Raw genomic sequence first — 18286 nt, forward strand, 5'->3', positions numbered from 1 at the left:
TTTGACCAGTGGCTGAAACCAGGTCAAGGCACGAGCGTTCAAAATAACAACAATCAGGCACTACGATAACAACTGCCGCCACTCTCTTTGGCGCGATACATGAGTTGATCGGCCCGTTTGAGCAGTTCGATGGCGTTGTCGCCATCCACCGGATACACGCTGATCCCGACACTGAGCGACAGCTGTACACTGATGTTTTGCCACTTGAGTGGCCCGGCAAGCGATTGGATCAAATTATCCGCCACCTGACAGACGGCATCGAAATCCTGAATTCTATTGAGGATCACCACAAACTCGTCACCGCCAAAGCGCACCAGTGTATCAGATTTGCGGATCACGGCGGCCAGGCGCTGGGTGACCAGCACCAACATTCTGTCACCCACCTCATGACCATAGGTATCGTTAATGGCTTTGAAGCCATCGACATCCAAAAACAGCACCGCAAAACGCTCCTGCTCCCTGGCATGTTGCAAAAATGCCTGCTCCAGCCTGTCATCGAGCAGTGCCCTGTTGGGTAAGCCGGTGAGCGGATCGTGATTGGCAAGGTGTGCCATCTTGAGCTCTGCCTCACGCCTTAGGGTAATTTCCCGACTGAGACGTCGATTGAGTTGTAATACCAGCAGCACAATAAACAGTGCAATCAAGAGTGCCAGCAGAAAATAGCCCAGCCATGTCTTATATTGTTGACTCTTATCGGTGATCACAGTGCCAACCCATTTTTCATGGATCCTTTGCCGTTGGCTGTTATCTATACCGCTTATTACCCGATTAATCAAAGGCACCAAGGGCTTATAGCCGGGTGTGACACCAATATGGCTCTTTTGATCGGCCATGTCGGTTATCAGGTTCATCTTCAGCGCCGGATATTGCCCGGTAGAAAGTGCCGAGGCCAGTGACACCACTTTATCGATAAAGAGATCCGCCCTTCCCTGATTGACCGCCTCCAATCCTTCACGCATACCGGGCACCAACACTGGGCTTATGCCCTGGCTCTTGGCCATGAGTTCACCGGCGAGCTGATAGCCTTCGACAATCGCCACCCGCTGGCCATTGAGTTGCCCCAAGCTATAAAGATTCAAATGTTCGGCAGTAGACACCATGGCCCAGGGCGATGGCCAATAACCATCAGAAAAAGCCAGCGTGACATTTTGTTCATCTCTCGCCGCCAGACTGGCCGCCATCGCCACTTCGCCGCTGCCAAGCGCCTTGAGAAGATCGCGCCACTCATCGAAAGCCACGGGCAGCAGTTTTAGCCCCAACTGCTGCGCCACCCTAGTCATCACATCGGCGTTAATTCCAGCAAACTGCCCCTGCTCATCCTTGAATTCAAAGGGTGGCCAATCCTTGAGATAGCCCACTTTAAGCTCGGGCAAACTATCAAGATAGCCTAGCTCGGCCTGAGTCAATGGCAGCCGACTCTGCTCCCTGCTGTAAACATGATCGTCACTATTGAGCATCCATTTGTTTTCCAGCGCCGCCAACTCATTGCGGGTCAGCAGGTTAAAGCCGGCGATGAGCCTTTGGGTCAGGCCCTCATCCTGCCTGCGGGTCAACACATAGATATCTGAGCTGAACTGCAAGGCTTGTGCTTGTTGGTAACCGGCCCAGAGTCCATGAGTCAACAGATAGTGCTGCGTCCAGGCCGAGGGCGAGACAAAGCCTGAGATATCGCCACGGTCGGCGGCGTTGATCATGGCATCGAGAGAGTCAAAATACTTGAGCTGTACCTTGGGCAAGGCCTGTTTCAGCTCTGTGATATAGGGCGATGATGGGAAAATGCCTAAGCGTTTGCCATCCAAAAGTGCCAACGAATCCACCACCTGGCCTTTGAGAAACAGACGGCTGCTTTGGGTGTGTAAGTGCCAGGCACGTTTGAGTCCGGAGCTGAGGTCATCACTTTCCGGGTAGCCTATATGGGCGTCGACAATACCCTGTTTGACCTGCTCCAGAGTACTGTTCATGCTACCGGCAACAAACTCCACCGGTACCCCGGTTTTGGCAGACCATTTGTGCCAGATATCCACATACAGGCCATGGGGTAAACCATCCGGGCCAAGATCGGAAAACGGCTCCATATTCAGTGGCATGGCAACCGTGATCCCATGCTGTTCGGCATGATAGCCCAGCCAGCGCCTCTGGGTCTGGATGATAAACTCAGGAGTGATCTGGGCAAAGCCACTATCGATTTCGGCCACTAAGGCCTGCTTGCCCTTGGCAACAGCCGGTGCCACTTGTGAATGCTTGATCAGCATCCGATTGGCGGTGGGATATTGCTGGGCAATACTGCGCGCCAACTGCCGGTCACGAAGATAACCATCCATGCCGGCAAACGCTTTGATTTCTCCTGCGGATACGGCGTTGAGCAACGCATTACGTCCGGGATAGAAGGTAAATGCCAGTCCGGGTTCCAACGCCTTAAGATCCGACTCGTGGGATGAGCCTTTGACTATCCCTATCCGGTACGGCAGCAGTTTATCAAAGCTATCCTTGTGCCTCAGTTCAGAGTGCAGATAGAGGTAGGTATCAATACGACTGATGGGCTTGGCAAATTCAAACTCTGCTTCGCGCTCCGGGGTCAGCGCCAACGCCAGATGCACATCCGCCTTGCCTTCTTTAAGCTGCTTCAGGGAATCGTCCCAATGCCGCGCCACCAGTGTGATGGGCCTTTGATTGACCCGGCTCCATTCCTGCCAAAGGTCCACCAATATCCCCTGAGGCTGGCCGGTATCATCAACAAATTGGTAGGGATAACTGTCCTCCCCCATCACGATAACGAGTGGCTTGGCGGGAGAAACCGTTTGATTGGCCGCGTCCAGCGGCAGACATACGAGCACACACAATAGACTCAAAAGAGAGGTCAGCGATTTCAAGTGCTTATTTCCTGGTAAGGCAATGTAATTATTTTGTTATTCCCGAGCTATTAGACAAAAAATTTGCGTCAATTACCAGAGCACACTTGCTGCTTTCAGGCGGGATTAGCTAAAATGCGCCACTGATTTTCCCGCACAAGATTTCAGATGAACACTTCTCAAGACACCATATATGCGACTGACTGCGGTCAGGTCTCAGACTTTGCTTTTGATGACAGGGTAGCCGGCGTATTCAGCGATATGATCCGCCGCTCTGTGCCGGGTTACGGCCAGATCATCAACACCATTGGCGACTTCGCCGAACGCTTTGTGACACAAGACAGTAAAGTCTATGATTTAGGGTGTTCTCTTGGCGCGGCAACTTTGAGTATTCGTCGGCGCATTGAAGGTAAGGGCTGCGAGATTATCGCCGTCGACAACTCACCGGCGATGACCGAGCGCTGCCAAGAGTATCTCAATGCTTATGTCAGCGATACCCAAGTGCAGCTTATTTGTGGTGATATTCGTGATATCGCCATCGAAGACGCCTCCTTGGTGGTACTCAATTTTACTTTGCAGTTTCTGCCGCCCGAGGATCGCGATACCCTGATCCAGAAAATATATGCCGGCTTAAGACCCGGTGGCGCCTTGGTGCTGTCGGAGAAAATCCGCTTCGGCGATGAAGTTATCCAGCAAGTACTGGATGAACATCATCTGGATTTCAAACGCGCCAATGGCTATAGCGAGTTGGAGATCAGCCAAAAGCGCAGCGCACTGGAAAACGTGATGAAACCCGATCAACTCGACAATCACTACAACAGATTATCCCAGGCCGGTTTTGCCCATTACGGTGTCTGGTTTCAGTGCTTCAATTTCACATCCATGGTAGCTATCAAGTGATCAGTTTCAGTAACTTCTATCAACAGATTGCCGACTCTAATCTGCAGCATTGGCTGGAAACACTGCCAGCCAAACTCGGCGATTGGCAAAGAGAGCACAAGCACGGCGCCTTGCCCAAGTGGGAGAAAGTGCTCGCCAAGCTCAACTACCCCGCCCCCGACCGGCTGGATTTCAAAGACAGTGTCACCATTGGCTCAGGTGAGCAACTGGCTGCTGGTCAACGGGAAAAACTGGAAAACCTGCTGCAGTTGCTGCACCCCTGGCGCAAGGGACCGTTTCATATTCACGGCATTCATATCGATACCGAGTGGCGCTCCGATTGGAAGTGGGAGCGGGTCGCGCCTCATATCAGCCCTTTGGCAGGCAGGACTGTGCTGGACGTGGGTTGCGGCAGCGGTTATCACATGTGGCGCATGTATGGTGAAGGCGCCAAAATGGTGGTCGGTGTCGACCCCTCTTCACTATTTTTATGCCAGTTCGAAGCGGTCAAACGCCTCGCCGGCGGCACTCCGCCGGTGCACCTGCTGCCTTTGGGTATAGAAGAACTGCCACCACTGGATGCCTTCGATACTGTGTTCTCCATGGGGGTGCTGTACCACAGGCGCTCTCCCATTGACCACTTGTTACAATTGCGTGATCAATTGCGAACCGGAGGTGAACTCATTTTGGAGACTTTGGTCATAGATGGTGATGAAAATGCCGTACTCGTGCCCCAGGATAGATATGGCAAGATGAATAATGTATGGTTTATTCCGTCCGTTGCCGCGTTGCAACTTTGGCTTGAGAAGTGCGATTTTCGTGAGGTTCGCTGTGTCGATGTCGATGTCACTTCACTGGCCGAGCAACGCTCCACGCCCTGGATGCGCAACGAATCTCTGGTGGATTACCTCGATCCGACCGACATCAATTTAACAGTGGAAGGTTACCCCGCCCCCAAACGGGCCACCTTTATCGCAATTAAGTAAGTCGAGTTCACCGAACCCAATATAAGTGACGCAATCTGGAAAACAGAATACAGGAAGCAACATGTTGAAACAGATGATTTCAATCGCCGTCATGGCCTCCATGGCAACACTTGCCGGCGGCTGCGCCAGCACTCAGGAAGTGGCAAATGCCCCAGTGCCGGTCGACGCCCAGACCTTGCAGTCCAACCTCGCCTCTCAGGAAGCCAGCATAGTCAATGTGATTGCCCAGGCTCAGAATCAACAACAGCAGCATCTGGATGCCTTGAATACTCAACTTGAAGGCCTGCAACAGCAGGTGAAGAAACTGCAGCAGCCCCCCAAGGAAATTATCAAGGAAGTTGAAGTCCCTGCGCCCTGTGAAGCTTCGCCCATTGGCGACAAATATGTTCTCGGCGAAGTTGAGAGCGTCTTTATCGATGAGTTAAATGCCAGCTTCGATACCCGTATCGATACCGGCGCCGAATCCTCTTCACTCGATGCCCGCAACATTATTCTGTTTGAGCGTGATGGCGCTCAGTGGGTGAGATTCGATGTGATGATCAATGGCGCGGATGCACCGGGAAAAACCTTCGAATCCAAGGTGGTGCGTTTTGTCCGTATCAAGCAAGAGGCCGATGAAAAAGACGATCGCCGTCCGGTGATCCATGCCCACCTCAAAATAGGCAAATATGCTGCCGAAACCGACCTTAACCTTACCGACCGCAGTCACCTCGAATACCCTTTACTGCTCGGCCGCAAGTTTATGAAAGACATAGCCGTTGTCGATGTAGGCCAAGCTTACCTGCACGGTAAAGCCAAAGACTTAGTGATTTCGAGCCATAAATAGGAGCGGTAATGCATTCACGGAAACCTTTCTACCTGGTGGTAGCTCTGCTGTTTATTGTTGGGCTCAGCGCCAGTATTTATCGCGGTATTGAGCACAATGTCCCCTTCCTGCCCGGTGAGCAGGTACAGAGTTGGGCAATCGATGCCAAGGTAAGCTTTCAGGGTACAGGAGGCCCGGCAGAAGTCTCTTTTTCTCTGCCACAGGATCCGGCATTTGAAGTCTTGATGGAAAACGCCACCTCCCCGGGTTATGGCCTGACCATCAGCAACAATGAACAGGGCCGCCGCGCGCTCTGGTCTATTCGCCAAGCCAATGGCCAGCAGGATCTCTATTACAAGGTCACCCTGATCCCCACAGGCCGTGAGGAACTCAAGGCTCAGGAAGAACCCCTGCCCCCGGCACCTTATATCTGGTCTGCGACCGAGGAAGCCGCCGCCGAACAGGTCATGAACGAAGCCTGGTCCCGCAGTGCCGGTAACCTCTCTTTTGCCCGCGAGCTCATGCGCGCCATTGCTGGCCGTGATCGCAGTCAAAATATAGAACTGCTGCTCTCGGCTAACTCACCCACCAAGCTGTTTGTCCATATGCTCAACAGCCGCGGTATCCCGACTCAGGAAGTCAATGGGCTGTATCTGGAAGATCAGCGCCGTCGGCAACAGTTGTCTCCCTTTGTCGAAGTCTATCAGGACGGTAAATGGCACCTGTTCGATCTGGTCAAAGGCACAGAGGGCCGTCCGGAAAACATGGTGCTGTGGGAGCGTAGTGGTAAATCGGTATTGGACGTACTGGGTGGCAGCAACTCCCAGGTCAACTTCTCCATGCTGAAAGACACACGTTCAGCCCTGGCGACCTCCATTGATATGATGGCCAAAAACAGCGCCTTCGACTTTTCCCTCTATCAACTTCCGCTGGAAGAGCAGAGCCTGTTCAAGGGTATTTTGCTGATCCCCATCGGAGTGCTGATGGTGGTATTCCTTAGAGTTATCATAGGCATCAAGACTTCAGGTACCTTCATGCCTGTGCTTATCGCCCTGGCCTTTATCCAGACCACACTGCTGACCGGCCTGATAGGTTTCCTGCTGATTGTGGCCTTTGGCTTGATGATCCGCTCCTATCTATCGCATCTGAACCTGTTGCTGATTTCGCGAATATCGGCGGTTATCATAGTGGTGATAGGTATCATAGGCCTGTTTACCCTGCTGTCGTACAAGTTTGGCCTCAGTGAAGGACTGACTATCACCTTCTTCCCAATGATCATTCTCGCCTGGACCATTGAACGTATGTCTATCCTCTGGGAAGAGGAAGGCGCCAAAGAGGTGATGGTGCAAGGTGGCGGTTCACTCCTGGTAGCCACTCTGGCTTATCTGGCCATGAGCGCCACTTGGGTACAGCACTGGGTGTTCAACTTCCTGGGTATTCATTTGGTGATCCTGGCACTGGTGCTGCTGATGGGGCAGTACACGGGTTATCGACTGCTGGAGCTCAAGCGCTTCAAGCCACTGGCAGGAGAATAAAATGAATTTTGCCTGGCCATGGCAGCTACGCCGCGCTGGCGTGCTGAATATGAACAAGCGCAATATCGACTATATTGGCCGCTACAATCCGCGCAAGTTTTACAAACGGGTGGACGACAAGCTCACCACCAAGCAACTGGCGCTTGCCAATGATATTGCCGTACCCGATCTGATAGGCGTGGTGCGCGAGCAACACGGTATCAATAGCATTCCCGAGCAGGTAAAAGATCGTAGCGGCTTTGTGATCAAACCCTCCAAAGGCTCGGGCGGCAAAGGGATCTTGGTGATCACCCATGTGGAAAATGGTCGCTTCTATAAGCCCAACGGCAATGAAGTCACCCCGAGCGAGGTCGATCGCCACGTTTCCAATATCCTCAGCGGCCTGTTCTCCCTCGGTGGCAAGCCGGATGTGGCCATTATTGAGGGCTTGATTGAGTTCGATCCCGTATTCGATGGCTTCAGCTATGAAGGGGTTCCGGATATCCGCCTGATAGTGTTCAAGGGTTTTCCTGTGATGGGAATGCTCAGGTTGTCCACCGCCGCTTCCGATGGCAAGGCCAACCTGCACCAGGGTGCGGTTGGTGTCGGCTTGGATATCGCCACCGGCCGTGGCCTGCATGCGGTGCAGTTTGACCGCCCGGTCGATTTGCATCCGGATACGGGGCGTAACCTGATTGAAATCGAGGTGCCCCATTGGGACACCTTGCTGCACACGGCCTCAAGTGCCTATGAGATGTGCGAACTGGGGTATCTGGGAACCGATATGGTACTGGATCAAAACAAGGGACCACTGCTGCTGGAGCTCAACGCCCGACCCGGGCTTGCCATCCAGATAGCCAATGGCATGGGGATATTGCCAAGGTTGCAGCATGTGGAAAGAATGACGGGCAAACCCATGTCAGTGGAAGAACGGGTCGCTTATGCCAAGAAGCACTTTGCCAGCCGCTAACTCCGGCCTGAGTCCGTCTCGCCTCAAGTCCAGGCTGCCACTGTCGGTGTTGGCTTCGCTGCTGGCATCGACAATGGCCTCGGGCATTTTCCCCGCCCTGGCCGCGCCTAATGCCGTCCCCTTGCTGACGGCTCAATGTGTCGAATACAGCAGCAATTTTCAACCTGAATTTCAGGATCTGCAGCTGCTGGAGCGGCAAACCCTCGGGCTGCACAATATCAATGACCGCCTCGGTTATTATCGGAGTTTTCCCCTGTCAGCGGCGCAGCATGAGCTGTTGTTGCAGTGTCAGTTGAAACTGGCCGACACCATGGATAGATTCCTGAGCGAACCGGCGCTGATAAGCCTGACATCCGAACTGAACCAGGATGATGAGCCACAGCTTCAGGCATTGGCCCAGAGGTTGGACTGGTTGATGCAACAACATCTGGGCATAGAGGAAAAGGCACGTCTTCATGGCGCCCAGGCCAGCATTCGCCAGGGAATGCGCAGTGACGATCTCAAGCTGGAGTTAGGACAATGTGCCCTGCCCGGCATGCAACAGGCTCTCAATCCCGAAGAGGATTCAGCGGAGCAGGAAGCCGCTCAATCAGCCCAAAAGCCCGGCTTTTTTGCAGTCAATATTGCCTCTTACTTGATGCAACAGGCAGATAGTGATTGTCGCGCCAAGGTTTGGCGCACTTATCAGGGCCGCGCCAGACTACGCAATCAACTGCCGCTGTCATCTGTGTTTGCCCTGAGACAAGAGCAAGCCAAGGCGCACGGTTACCCGAGCTACAGTGATTTTATCCTCAGTTCTCAGTTGCTGAGCACGCCAAGCGATGTGGCCAAGTTTCTCGATGCCAGCACTCAAAAACTGGATTACGCCCCTTGGGATCTGGGTCGCAAGTTACAACAGGCCCACTCGACCCAAATGGTCGCACTCAAAGGCTCTGAAGTACTAAAAGCCCTGTTTGACCATCTCAAACCGCTGGGATTAACCGCAGAGCGGATTAACGACGACTGGCTCAGGGTGTATCACCATGGTCGGCTGCTGGGTGAACTGCTTATCAGCGAAGGTAAACACAACCGCCATAAAATGCTGCGCCGCGCCGTTGTCGGCCAACAAACCGGCCAGAGCGAGCTGGTGCTTAAGCCTCAGCAAGTGAAGCTCAAGGACTATCAGACCGCAGTTTCTTCCCTGAGCGCCGCCATAGCCCAACTCAGTGGTGGCGGCCGTTATTATCTCAACAACAGTCTGGAGTTACCTCAGGATGGCGCCGGAGTGGGCAAAGCCTGGCTGGAACGTTATCTGAGCGGCGCCCTTACGTTCTCACTCAAGCCGGCTCCCGGCTCGCGCGAACAACTGGCCGAAGAATACCAGCAGCAGCTCAAGGTGTTTCGCGCCAAAGTGGCCCTCGCCAGCTTTGAATCCCTTGGCAACAACCAATACCCACAGCTACACAAGGCGTTTGAAGCCAGTTTTAATGGCTCCTGGCCCGAAGTCAGTGACTATAGCTACAGCTTTGGCGCCATCAGCGATCAGGGGCCGCTCTATTATCTCGGACTCTGGCAACAGCAACTTGCCAAAGCGATAGATGTTCACACCCGGGGCTGCAACCCGGCGCAACTATTTGATCTCTTGCTGGTCAACGAATCAGCCCAACCTATGGCCGCCCGTTTGCAAAGCCTGTTTGGCGCTGCCGATGCGGCCACACTCATCCGGAGGATACGCGATGCCAATACTCAAGAGAACCGGTCAACTGACACTTGCCCTCTGCCTGGGAGTGATGAGCAGTACCCTGGCCGCCAAGAGCCAGCCCAGCGCTGACGAGGTTTATCAACGCATTCAGCAGAATCTGGAGCAGCATCTCTACCAGCTGCCCCCTAGGGTGCAGGGTCATTACGGGATCCGCCTCTATCGGATGACAGGTGACGAGCAGTACGCCAACGCCGCCTTGGTGGATCTGTTTGCGGTCACTGAAGCGCAAAGCTTCTATGCCTGCCAGCTGGACGACCCTGAATTTGTCAAAAGTGAATCGCTCAATGCGATATCCCAACTAGGCAATGGCCCCCGGGCCAAGGCACGCAAAAAAGCGCTCAAACCCTTCCCCGAATTTCTGTTTTATACCGATGTGCTGCTGCGCTACGCCAGCCGAATAAATGAGTTTGGTTTTACCGGCCCCTGCCACGACAAGTTGCTCAAAGGGCTCAAGAGTACAGATCTACAGCACGGTCTGACCGACGAAGCCATGATTGAAGCCTGGGCGGCGCAGCTGGTCAACTACGTCTACTGGGCCAAGCAACTTGGCGTTGGCGATTACCTGGAAGACTACAAAGCCGCCTTCAAACGTGTCTACCCCGATGCCGAAGATGGCAAGCTCAGTAAGGCACAATATCGCAATAAGCTCTATGGCATGACTCACTTTATCTTCGCCGCCAGCGAATACTATCAGCACCCGGTTGATGCCAAGGAGTTCGCCTGGATCCTCGATTACTTCGAAGCCAACCGCCAGCGAATCCTCAGTGATGCCACCGACGATATTATTGCCGAAGTAGGAATAAGCTATCTGCTCGCCGGCAAGGGCAAAGATCATCCCATGGTGAAAGCCACCCAGGCGCACATCATCAAATCCTTCGATCCTGAGGTGGACTTTATTCGCTCCCCCAAAGGCAACCCGGCGCTGGCCCTGGGTGAACACCGTAATGTGCTGGCGATGATGCTGCTCAAATGGCCGGAAAAACTGCATAAAGGCCCCTATTTGAGTGAGCTCAAGGCGACCCGGAAATACCTACCGATGCAGGTGACGCCACTCGAGTCGGTCAAACAGGCGACCGAGTCGACGAAAAAGGCTAAATAGTTTGAAAAACTGGCAGTTTCCACCCATGATAGGCCGAAATCTGACGAGTTTTTAGAAAATGAACAGACCCAAGTCCACATTGGAACAGTGGCGGATCCTGCAGGCCGTCGTCGACTTCGGTGGTTACGCCCAGGCCGCCGAGCAGCTCAACAAGAGCCAATCATCCCTCAACCATGCTGTGGCCAAGCTGCAGCATCAGTTGGGGATCCAACTCCTCGAAGTGCGTGGTCGCAAGGCCTATCTGACCGAATGCGGCGAAGTACTGCTGCGCCGCTCTCGTCACGTCACTCAGGCTGTGGGGGAATTGGAGCAGCTCGCCAGCAATCTGGAACAGGGCTGGGAGCCGAGTCTGAGCATCGCCAGGGAGCTGGTCTACCCCATGGAAACCCTGACCGAGGCGCTGGCCGCCTTTCTGCCCGAGAGTCGCGGAACCCGGGTCACAGTGCGGGACACTGTGATCAGCGGCACCCAGGAGATGATCAAAAACCATCAGGTGGATATTGCGATTTGCGGTACCCCGCCCATGGGTTATATCTCTGAGCCCCTTTGCGACTTGGACTTCTACCTGCTCTGCCACCCTTCCCATCCGCTGGCGGCTCAAGTGGAAATTGAAGATGACAGAGTGCTGGCCCAGCATCTGCAAATTGTGATCAAAGATACCGGCGTCAATAGTCAGCAGGAAATCGGCTGGCTCAAGGCCGAGCAGCGCTGGACCGTCAGCAACTTCCACGAAGCCAAGGTGATCCTGGCCAAAGGCATAGGTTTTTGCTGGATCCCGGCGCATCTGGTCAAGCAGGAGTTGGAAAATGGAGAGTTGGTACGCCTCAGCCTCAAAGGCTCCAGCAGCCGCAAGATACTGCTCAGTCTGGTAGTGCCACAGAGAGACAAACAGGGCCCGGCCTGTAAGCTGCTGGAATCACTGATCCTGGCTCAACATAAATCGGGCCCAGTATAAATCTGGCTCATTATAAATAGTGAAAAACGGAGCAACTTCATATTTACCCTGTGTCCCTATGGTATGACTTCATGAATATCAGTTAGAAGATGACTCGAACAGTCCCGGGAGAGAGCGATAACGCCGGTTTTTCACACCGCATTATTGAGGTTTTGACAAAAGCCCCGGAAATTTGAAAATAATCTTGCGCGTTATTTCTGTAACTGTAGTGGTCAAGTTAAATTGACCACGTTTTTGTATTCAAGCCAGTATCTTCGCTCTGACTCGTTTGGTGTCAGCCCACCGTTATATTGATGCGGTCTAAGCTGACTGTAATACCCCGTCACGTATCTGGTGAGCCTTTGGGGGAATCGCCTTGTAGTTCCTGTTGGAGCTGTTTTACTCACTTTCGCATGGCTGAATTGCTGACTCCCATTGCGGTTGCAGCCTCTGCCACGCTGTAGCCTTGCTTTGTTACTAGCCGAGCAGCCTCTAGCTTAAACTCAGCGCTGAATGTCGGTCTTGTGTTCTTCATATCTGCCACCCATTTGCGAGAAGTGAGTCTATCACTTCGTCTATTTAGATGGCCAAATTCACTATGCCATTACATAGCTGAAAGCTTTACGGAACCACCAGCCTAGCTGGTGGGGGGCTCTATACAAGAAAAGAGCCGCTTTTAGCGGCTCTTTCGATTCAGCTTGAATACTTCTATGTTATCAGAACAGCTCGGGCGCAAGGGCCATCACACTGTCATCACCACCGGCCAGCTGACTCAAGTGGAAATCGGCCTTGGCCAGCAACTTGGCAAAGTAGAACTCCTTCAGTTGGCTCTTGACCTCGGCAAAGCCTGGCTCAAGGGTATCGGTTGCAGTGAGAGCCTTATCTGCCATCAACAGCCACAGGTAACCGTAGAGTATGTAACCAAAGGCATCCAAGGCTTCAACCGCCAAGGCGTTAATGAGCGCAGGCTTATCGCCCTTTTGCTCGTTAATAGCGGCAATCGCGCTGGCAAACTGGTCAAACAGGCTTTCAACGCGCTGTTTCTGCTCATTTGATACTTGTTCGAAGCTCGCCATATCAACCTTGATATCGGCGATAAACTCATTCAAGGTCGCCAGACGGTCACCTGTGAGCTTACGTCCCAAAAAGTCGATGGCTTGAATACCATTGGTGCCCTCATAAATCTGGGCGATACGGGTATCACGCACTAACTGCTCTATGCCGGTCTCACGAATATAGCCGTGGCCACCGAATACCTGCTGCGCCAATATGGTAGCGTCCAGACCGCGATCGGTCAGGAACGCCTTAGCGACCGGAGTCAAGAGACCCACGTAACGACTAGCCTTGGCTTTAACCGCTTCATCTTCGGCAAACTTGGCCAGATCCAGCTGTTTACCTGTGAGCATGGCCAAGGCCCTACCCGCTTCTGTCATGGCGCGAATATTCAGCAGCATGCGCCGCACATCGCCGTGTACCAAAATAGGATCTGAATCGCTGCCGGTGGGTGAGCCGCCGGCAGCGACGCCCTGGAGGCGCTCTTTGGCATAGTCGGCCGCCATTTGATAAGCGCCCTGAGCACTGCCAAGCCCCTGAATACCTATGGACAGACGTTCATAGTTCATCATGGTGAACATGCACACCAGGCCACGGTTAGGCTCGCCGATAAGGTAACCCTCGGCACCATCAAAATTCATCACACAAGTCGCCGAGCCCTTGAGACCCATCTTGTGCTCTATGGCGCCGACGGTTACACCATTGGCTTCGCCCAAACTGCCGTCATCGGCCACTTTGAACTTAGGAACTAGGAACAGCGAGATGCCTTTGCTGCCGGTGATCTTGGCCAGCACCAGGTGAACCAGGTTCTCGGTCAAGTCCTGATCGCCACCTGTGATGAAAATTTTTGAACCACTGATAAGGAAACTGCCACTGTCGGTCGGTTCGGCGCGGGTGCGGATATTGCGCAAGTCCGAACCAGCCTGAGGCTCTGTCATATCCATGGCCCCGGCCCATTCACCGGAGTAGAGTTTAGGCAGATATTTGGCCTTGAGCTCCTCACTGCCGTGGGCGTGAATACACAACGCCGCCCCGGCTGTCAGTGCACTGTAAAGTGTAAAGGCGTTACAGGCGCTATAGCCCATTTCATCGACCATAACACCGAGCATTTTCGGCATCCCCATACCGCCCAACTCAGGATCGCCGCACAACCCTACCCAACCACCTGCAGCAAACTCGGCATAGGCCTCTTTATAACCATCGGGTGTGATCACCTTAGCAGCCTCGAAACTGACTCCTTGTTCATCACCATTGCGGTTTATAGGATGGATAAGATCGCGGCACAGTTTAGCGCCTTCTTCGAGAATGGCTGCGGCAGTATCCATATCGACCGCATCGGCCATTGCCGGTAATGAAGACCAGGTTTGTTCAGCATCAAAGACATGCTCAAGCAAGAAGCGCATGTCGGTTAACGGGGCTTGATAGGGATTCATCTACAGACTCTTTAAACGTTGGATTTAAACACTTGTTTCAATCTAACTCAGTTGCCGCCGCAATACAATCCGCCAAAGGTAGAATGGGCAAAACTACAGCCATCCAACACCAATTACCAAAATAGCCTTCAATCTTAGTCGTGATCATACCCATAAAAAACCAAACCGGCCAAATGGCCGGTTTGTTCCAATTAAAGAGACTCTTGTCCTTTACTTGGTCCAGCGGTCCATCCAACCCAGTACCTTGGCATACCACTGCTCAAGGTTATTGGGGTTGAGGATCCAGTGGTTTTCATCCGGATAGATCAGCAGCTCAGAAGGGATATTGTTGCGCTGCATATAGCTGAACGCCGCCAAGCCTTGACCGTAAGGTACCCGGAAGTCTTTCTCACCGTGGATCACCAGCATAGGAGTCTTCCAGTTTTCCACATAGTTGGCCGGATTGAACTTCTCATAAAGATCCTTGGCCTGCTCATAGCTGCCGCCAAACTCATGTTCTGGGAACCAGAGTTCCTCTGTCACATGGTACATAGAGCGCATATCGAACAAGCCCGCGTGGTTAACCAGGCACTTGAAACCGTCATTCCAGTTACCCTGGATCCAGTTCATCATGTAACCGCCGTAGGAGCCGCCGAGGGCGCAGGCGTTATCGGCATCGATCCACTTCTGCTGTTTGGCAACCGCAGCCAGACCTTTTTGCAGATCTTCCAGAGGCTTACCGCCCCAATCCAGGCTGATGGAATCGGTAAAAGCCTGACCATAGCCGGTAGAGCCGTGGAAATCCACCATCACCACGGCATATCCGGCACCGGCCCACAACTGTGGATTCCAGCGGAAGCTGAAACTGTTGCCGAATGAACCTTGTGGGCCGCCGTGTACCAGGAAGGCCACCGGATACTGCTTGCCTTTCTGGAAGTTCGCCGGCTTGAGCCAGTAACCATAAACCTCTTCGTTGTTCCAGCCCTTGAAGCTGAACTGCTCGAACTCACCGAACTGGACCTTGTCCAGCTTGGCCTTATTGACTTCAGTCAAACGGGTCAGATCTTGTCCATCCATATTGATGGAGTAGAGATCGCCCGGCTCTATCAGCGACTTACGGTTGATGATCAAACGATCGCCCGCCAGCCCCACTAGGCTATTGCTGCCATCGTTATAAATAGTGCGTACATCACCAAACTGAGTGTTGATGGCGAAGACAGATACCTGGCCCAGATCCTGAGCGGTCACATACAGGGTGTTGTTGTCTTTACCAAAGCTCAGTGAGGCTGGGCTTCTGTCCCACATAGGCGCCACTTCCTTGCTCTGACCCGTGACTGTGTCTTTGAGCATGATGCGGTATCTGTCGGCCTCGAATCCGGGCTTTTTCATCGCCAGATAGGCCAGATAGCGGCCATCGGCGGAAAACACCGGCTGAGCATCCCAGGCCTGGTTATCTTCGGTGAGATTCTTGGCCTTGCCACCTGTGACTGGCACCTGCCAGAGATCGTAGTTGGTGGTCCAGGCCTGATCTTTGCTCGGTGCCTTGGCGCTATAGACTATGTATTTGCCATCCGGGCTAAATGTCACCTCTTCCATGCCGGAAAATGGCTTTGGCGGGGTTTCGGTATCCAGGCCTTGGGTCACATCCAACGGCTTACCCAGCTTGCCGTTTTCAAGCTGCGCTACAAACAGGTGATTGCGGGCATGATCAGACCAGGTATCCCAGTGACGCACCATCAGCTGATCGTATTCACGACCAGTACTCTTGCGCTCGGCTTCTTTATCAAACTTGGCTTTTGAACATTCCAGGGTGTCGCACTCGGGAAAAACACGAATGCTCATCACCACCTGTTTGCCATCGGCCGATAATTTGTAGCCGTCAATACCCAGAGGTAGATCAGATACGGCCTGGGCTTCGCCACCATCCAGCGGCAAGCGATACAGTTGGCTGCTGCCATCACGGGCAGCGATAAAATAGACTTGCTTGTCGTCGCTGCTAAAGGCCACATCGTGTTCGGTGCCCGGTGCCGACGTCAGCTGCTTGGGAGCCGCATTCTTGTCACTGAGATCCAACAGATAGAGATCTGAGCTGCTGCCATCATCGGTAACCTTTTTCAGGCCGTAGATAAGCTTGGTGCCGTCATTGGATACAGCGGCAGAATGAAGTTTATTAAGCTTGACCAGATCCTGGACAGTAAAAGGGGCTTTATCGGCAGCCAGCGCCGGCAGAGCCAGTCCTGCGGCGAGCAGCGCCATCAACAATGGGTTGGTTTTCATTATAAATCTTCTTATTGGTTGTAGATTGCAATGCAAAAGGGGCCAATTGGCCCCTCAAGGTTCAGCTTAAGCCTTGGCGTTCTGGATATTCACCTTCCAGATTGCCGGGCCGGTTTCATGGGCATTCACCCCGTTGGAGTCAACCGCTACAGTAACAGGCATATCCTTGACGTCAAACTCATAGATGGCTTCCATCCCGAGATCTTCAAACGCCACTACGCGAGATTGCTTAATCGCCTTGGACACCAGATAAGCGGCGCCGCCGACGGCCATCAAGTATACCGCCTTGTGCTTGCGGATAGATTCAACTGTGGCCGGACCACGTTCGGCCTTGCCTATCATGCCCATCAACCCTGTCTTATCCAGCATAAGATCGGTGAACTTATCCATACGGGTAGCGGTTGTCGGACCGGCCGGGCCAACCACTTCATCACCAACTGGATCGACTGGACCTACGTAATAGATGAATTTACCAGTGAAATCAACCCCTTCAGGCAAGCCTTCACCACTTTCGATCAGGCTCTGGATCCGTTTGTGAGCCGCGTCACGACCTGTGAGCATCTTACCCGAGAGCAGCAGAGTATCGCCGCTGTTCCAGCTTTCAATCTCTTCCTGGGTAACAGTATCGAGATTGACCCGGCGCACGCTCTCACCCACCTCCCAGGTGATTTCCGGCCAGTCATCAAGGCTTGGCGGAGTCAGCTCGGCAGGGCCGCTGCCGTCAAGATGGAAATGCACATGGCGGGTGGCGGCGCAGTTAGGGATCATCACCACAGGCTTGGAGGCGGCGTGGGTTGGTGCTGTTTTGATTTTAACGTCCAGTACAGTCGTCAAACCACCCAGGCCCTGGGCACCAATGCCTAAGTTATTGGCGCGCTCGAAGATATCCAAACGCAGCTTATCTTCCGTAGTTTCGGCGCCGCGTTCCATCAGTTCATGAATATCCACGCTCTCCATCAAGGCTTCCTTGGCAAGCACGGCGGCTTTCTCGGCGGTGCCGCCAATACCTATTCCCAGCATACCCGGAGGACACCAGCCGGCGCCCATGGTTGGCAGTGTCTTCTCCACCCAAGCGGCGATATCGTCAGACGGATTGAGCATCACCATCTTGGCCTTGTTTTCACTGCCACCGCCTTTGGCGGCAATGGCCACTTCGATATGATCGCCGGGAACCATCTGAATATGCACCACAGAAGGTGTGTTATCGCGGGTGTTTTTACGGCTGCCGGCCGGGTCGGCCACAATTGAAGCACGCAGCGGGTTATCAGGATTGGTGTAAGCGCGGCGCACACCTTCATCCACCATCTGCTGTACTGTCATATCTGTCTTGTCCCACTGCACGCCCATCCCCAGATAGACATAACAGGTCACAATGCCGGTATCCTGACACAAGGGTCTGTGCCCTTCGGCGGACATGCGCGAGTTTATCAAAATCTGGGCAATCGCATCCTTGGCGGCCTGGCTCTGCTCGCGCTCATAGGCGGCAGCCATGGCATCGATAAAATCTTTCGGATGGTAATAGGAGATATATTGCAGGGCATCAGTGATGCTGTCGATAAAGTCAGCTTGCTTGATTACAGACATGTTTGGCGCTCCATTAGCCTAAGGGCCCGCCCCTTCAGCTCAGGCTCAACACGCAACAAGTTTCGGGCCAAAGCCTTGAACTTCAAGCTCCGTTTGCCAGTTTTGCGACACAAAAATGCTCAAAACGACAGCAAAGCCGTGATACAACGCGTTTTCACCAAGGGCCAGGGGTGGTTTTATTAG

General features: G+C 53.4%; 12 protein-coding genes and 2 pseudogenes. 8 read left to right on the plus strand and 6 right to left on the minus strand.

The features are described from left to right. Nucleotides 1-53 precede the first annotated feature (53 nt). The gene (locus CBE72_RS12155) at nt 54-2870 is read right to left on the minus strand and encodes a diguanylate cyclase domain-containing protein (RefSeq protein WP_229671776.1); all 2817 of its coding nucleotides are present in this window, start codon (nt 2868-2870) and stop codon (nt 54-56) included. A gap of 147 nt (nt 2871-3017) precedes the next feature. On the opposite strand from CBE72_RS12155, the gene cmoA reads away from it, so the two are divergent. The 8 genes from cmoA (at nt 3018) to CBE72_RS12190 (ending at nt 11798) form a co-directional block, all read left to right on the plus strand. Further along, on the plus strand, nt 3018-3749 hold the full coding sequence (cmoA, locus tag CBE72_RS12160; protein WP_071237650.1) for a carboxy-S-adenosyl-L-methionine synthase CmoA: 732 nt from the start codon (nt 3018-3020) through the stop codon (nt 3747-3749). Next, nucleotides 3746-4714: a tRNA 5-methoxyuridine(34)/uridine 5-oxyacetic acid(34) synthase CmoB gene (gene cmoB, locus CBE72_RS12165; RefSeq protein WP_100143739.1), complete on the plus strand. Its 969-nt coding sequence runs from the start codon at nt 3746-3748 to the stop codon at nt 4712-4714. The genes cmoA and cmoB overlap by 4 nt, the downstream gene beginning before the upstream one ends. A 61-nt stretch (nt 4715-4775) precedes the next feature. Beyond that, nucleotides 4776-5540, plus strand: a complete 765-nt coding sequence (locus CBE72_RS12170) for an ATP-dependent zinc protease family protein (RefSeq protein WP_100143740.1) — start codon at nt 4776-4778, stop codon at nt 5538-5540. Nucleotides 5541-5548: 8 nt separating this feature from the next. Continuing rightward, complete coding sequence (locus CBE72_RS12175) at nt 5549-7054, plus strand: inactive transglutaminase family protein (RefSeq protein WP_100143741.1); 1506 nt, start codon at nt 5549-5551, stop codon at nt 7052-7054. A 1-nt stretch (nt 7055) separates the two neighbouring features. Then, nucleotides 7056-8003 carry an alpha-L-glutamate ligase-like protein gene (locus CBE72_RS12180; RefSeq protein WP_039032903.1) on the plus strand — a complete coding sequence of 316 codons (948 nt, stop codon included), beginning with the start codon at nt 7056-7058 and terminating at the stop codon, nt 8001-8003. Next, nucleotides 7975-9813 carry a M3 family metallopeptidase gene (locus CBE72_RS20325; protein ID WP_157929081.1) on the plus strand — a complete coding sequence of 613 codons (1839 nt, stop codon included), beginning with the start codon at nt 7975-7977 and terminating at the stop codon, nt 9811-9813. Before CBE72_RS12180 ends, CBE72_RS20325 begins: the two co-directional genes overlap by 29 nt. Beyond that, complete coding sequence (locus CBE72_RS12185; RefSeq protein ID WP_229671823.1) at nt 9773-10843, plus strand: DUF3541 domain-containing protein; 1071 nt, start codon at nt 9773-9775, stop codon at nt 10841-10843. Before CBE72_RS20325 ends, CBE72_RS12185 begins: the two co-directional genes overlap by 41 nt. A gap of 58 nt (nt 10844-10901) precedes the next feature. Next, nucleotides 10902-11798: a LysR family transcriptional regulator gene (locus CBE72_RS12190; RefSeq protein ID WP_100143743.1), complete on the plus strand. Its 897-nt coding sequence runs from the start codon at nt 10902-10904 to the stop codon at nt 11796-11798. A 212-nt stretch (nt 11799-12010) separates the two neighbouring features. Here the strand turns inward: CBE72_RS12190 and CBE72_RS12195 are convergent. The 5 genes and pseudogenes from CBE72_RS12195 to CBE72_RS12215 form a co-directional block, all read right to left on the minus strand. After that, a pseudogene (locus CBE72_RS12195) lies at nt 12011-12136 on the minus strand (IS3 family transposase); the annotation flags it as partial. Nucleotides 12137-12183: 47 nt separating this feature from the next. Then, nucleotides 12184-12312: pseudogene (locus CBE72_RS12200) on the minus strand (transposase); the annotation flags it as partial. Between the two features lie 181 nt (nt 12313-12493). Further along, nucleotides 12494-14263, minus strand: a complete 1770-nt coding sequence (locus tag CBE72_RS12205) for an acyl-CoA dehydrogenase family protein (protein WP_100143745.1) — start codon at nt 14261-14263, stop codon at nt 12494-12496. Between the two features lie 210 nt (nt 14264-14473). Beyond that, the gene (locus tag CBE72_RS12210) at nt 14474-16519 is read right to left on the minus strand and encodes a dipeptidyl-peptidase 5 (RefSeq protein ID WP_100143746.1); all 2046 of its coding nucleotides are present in this window, start codon (nt 16517-16519) and stop codon (nt 14474-14476) included. A gap of 66 nt (nt 16520-16585) precedes the next feature. Further along, the gene (locus CBE72_RS12215; protein ID WP_100143747.1) at nt 16586-18103 is read right to left on the minus strand and encodes a fumarate hydratase; all 1518 of its coding nucleotides are present in this window, start codon (nt 18101-18103) and stop codon (nt 16586-16588) included. Nucleotides 18104-18286: the final 183 nt, after the last annotated feature.

This window comes from Shewanella carassii, assembly GCF_002777975.1.
GTDB lineage: Bacteria > Pseudomonadota > Gammaproteobacteria > Enterobacterales > Shewanellaceae > Shewanella > Shewanella carassii.

What these genes read in the sequence shown, in the direction of transcription:
- cmoA (WP_071237650.1), top strand. Translation starts at nt 3,018, where the DNA reads ATGAACACTTCTCAAGACACCATATATGCGACTGACTGCGGTCAGGTC.
- CBE72_RS12210 (WP_100143746.1), bottom strand. Translation starts at nt 16,519, where the DNA reads ATGAAAACCAACCCATTGTTGATGGCGCTGCTCGCCGCAGGACTGGCT.
- CBE72_RS12180 (WP_039032903.1), top strand. Translation starts at nt 7,056, where the DNA reads ATGAATTTTGCCTGGCCATGGCAGCTACGCCGCGCTGGCGTGCTGAAT.
- CBE72_RS12170 (WP_100143740.1), top strand. Translation starts at nt 4,776, where the DNA reads ATGTTGAAACAGATGATTTCAATCGCCGTCATGGCCTCCATGGCAACA.
- CBE72_RS12175 (WP_100143741.1), top strand. Translation starts at nt 5,549, where the DNA reads ATGCATTCACGGAAACCTTTCTACCTGGTGGTAGCTCTGCTGTTTATT.
- CBE72_RS12190 (WP_100143743.1), top strand. Translation starts at nt 10,902, where the DNA reads ATGAACAGACCCAAGTCCACATTGGAACAGTGGCGGATCCTGCAGGCC.
- CBE72_RS12205 (WP_100143745.1), bottom strand. Translation starts at nt 14,263, where the DNA reads ATGAATCCCTATCAAGCCCCGTTAACCGACATGCGCTTCTTGCTTGAG.
- CBE72_RS20325 (WP_157929081.1), top strand. Translation starts at nt 7,975, where the DNA reads ATGCCAAGAAGCACTTTGCCAGCCGCTAACTCCGGCCTGAGTCCGTCT.
- CBE72_RS12185 (WP_229671823.1), top strand. Translation starts at nt 9,773, where the DNA reads ATGAGCAGTACCCTGGCCGCCAAGAGCCAGCCCAGCGCTGACGAGGTT.
- CBE72_RS12215 (WP_100143747.1), bottom strand. Translation starts at nt 18,103, where the DNA reads ATGTCTGTAATCAAGCAAGCTGACTTTATCGACAGCATCACTGATGCC.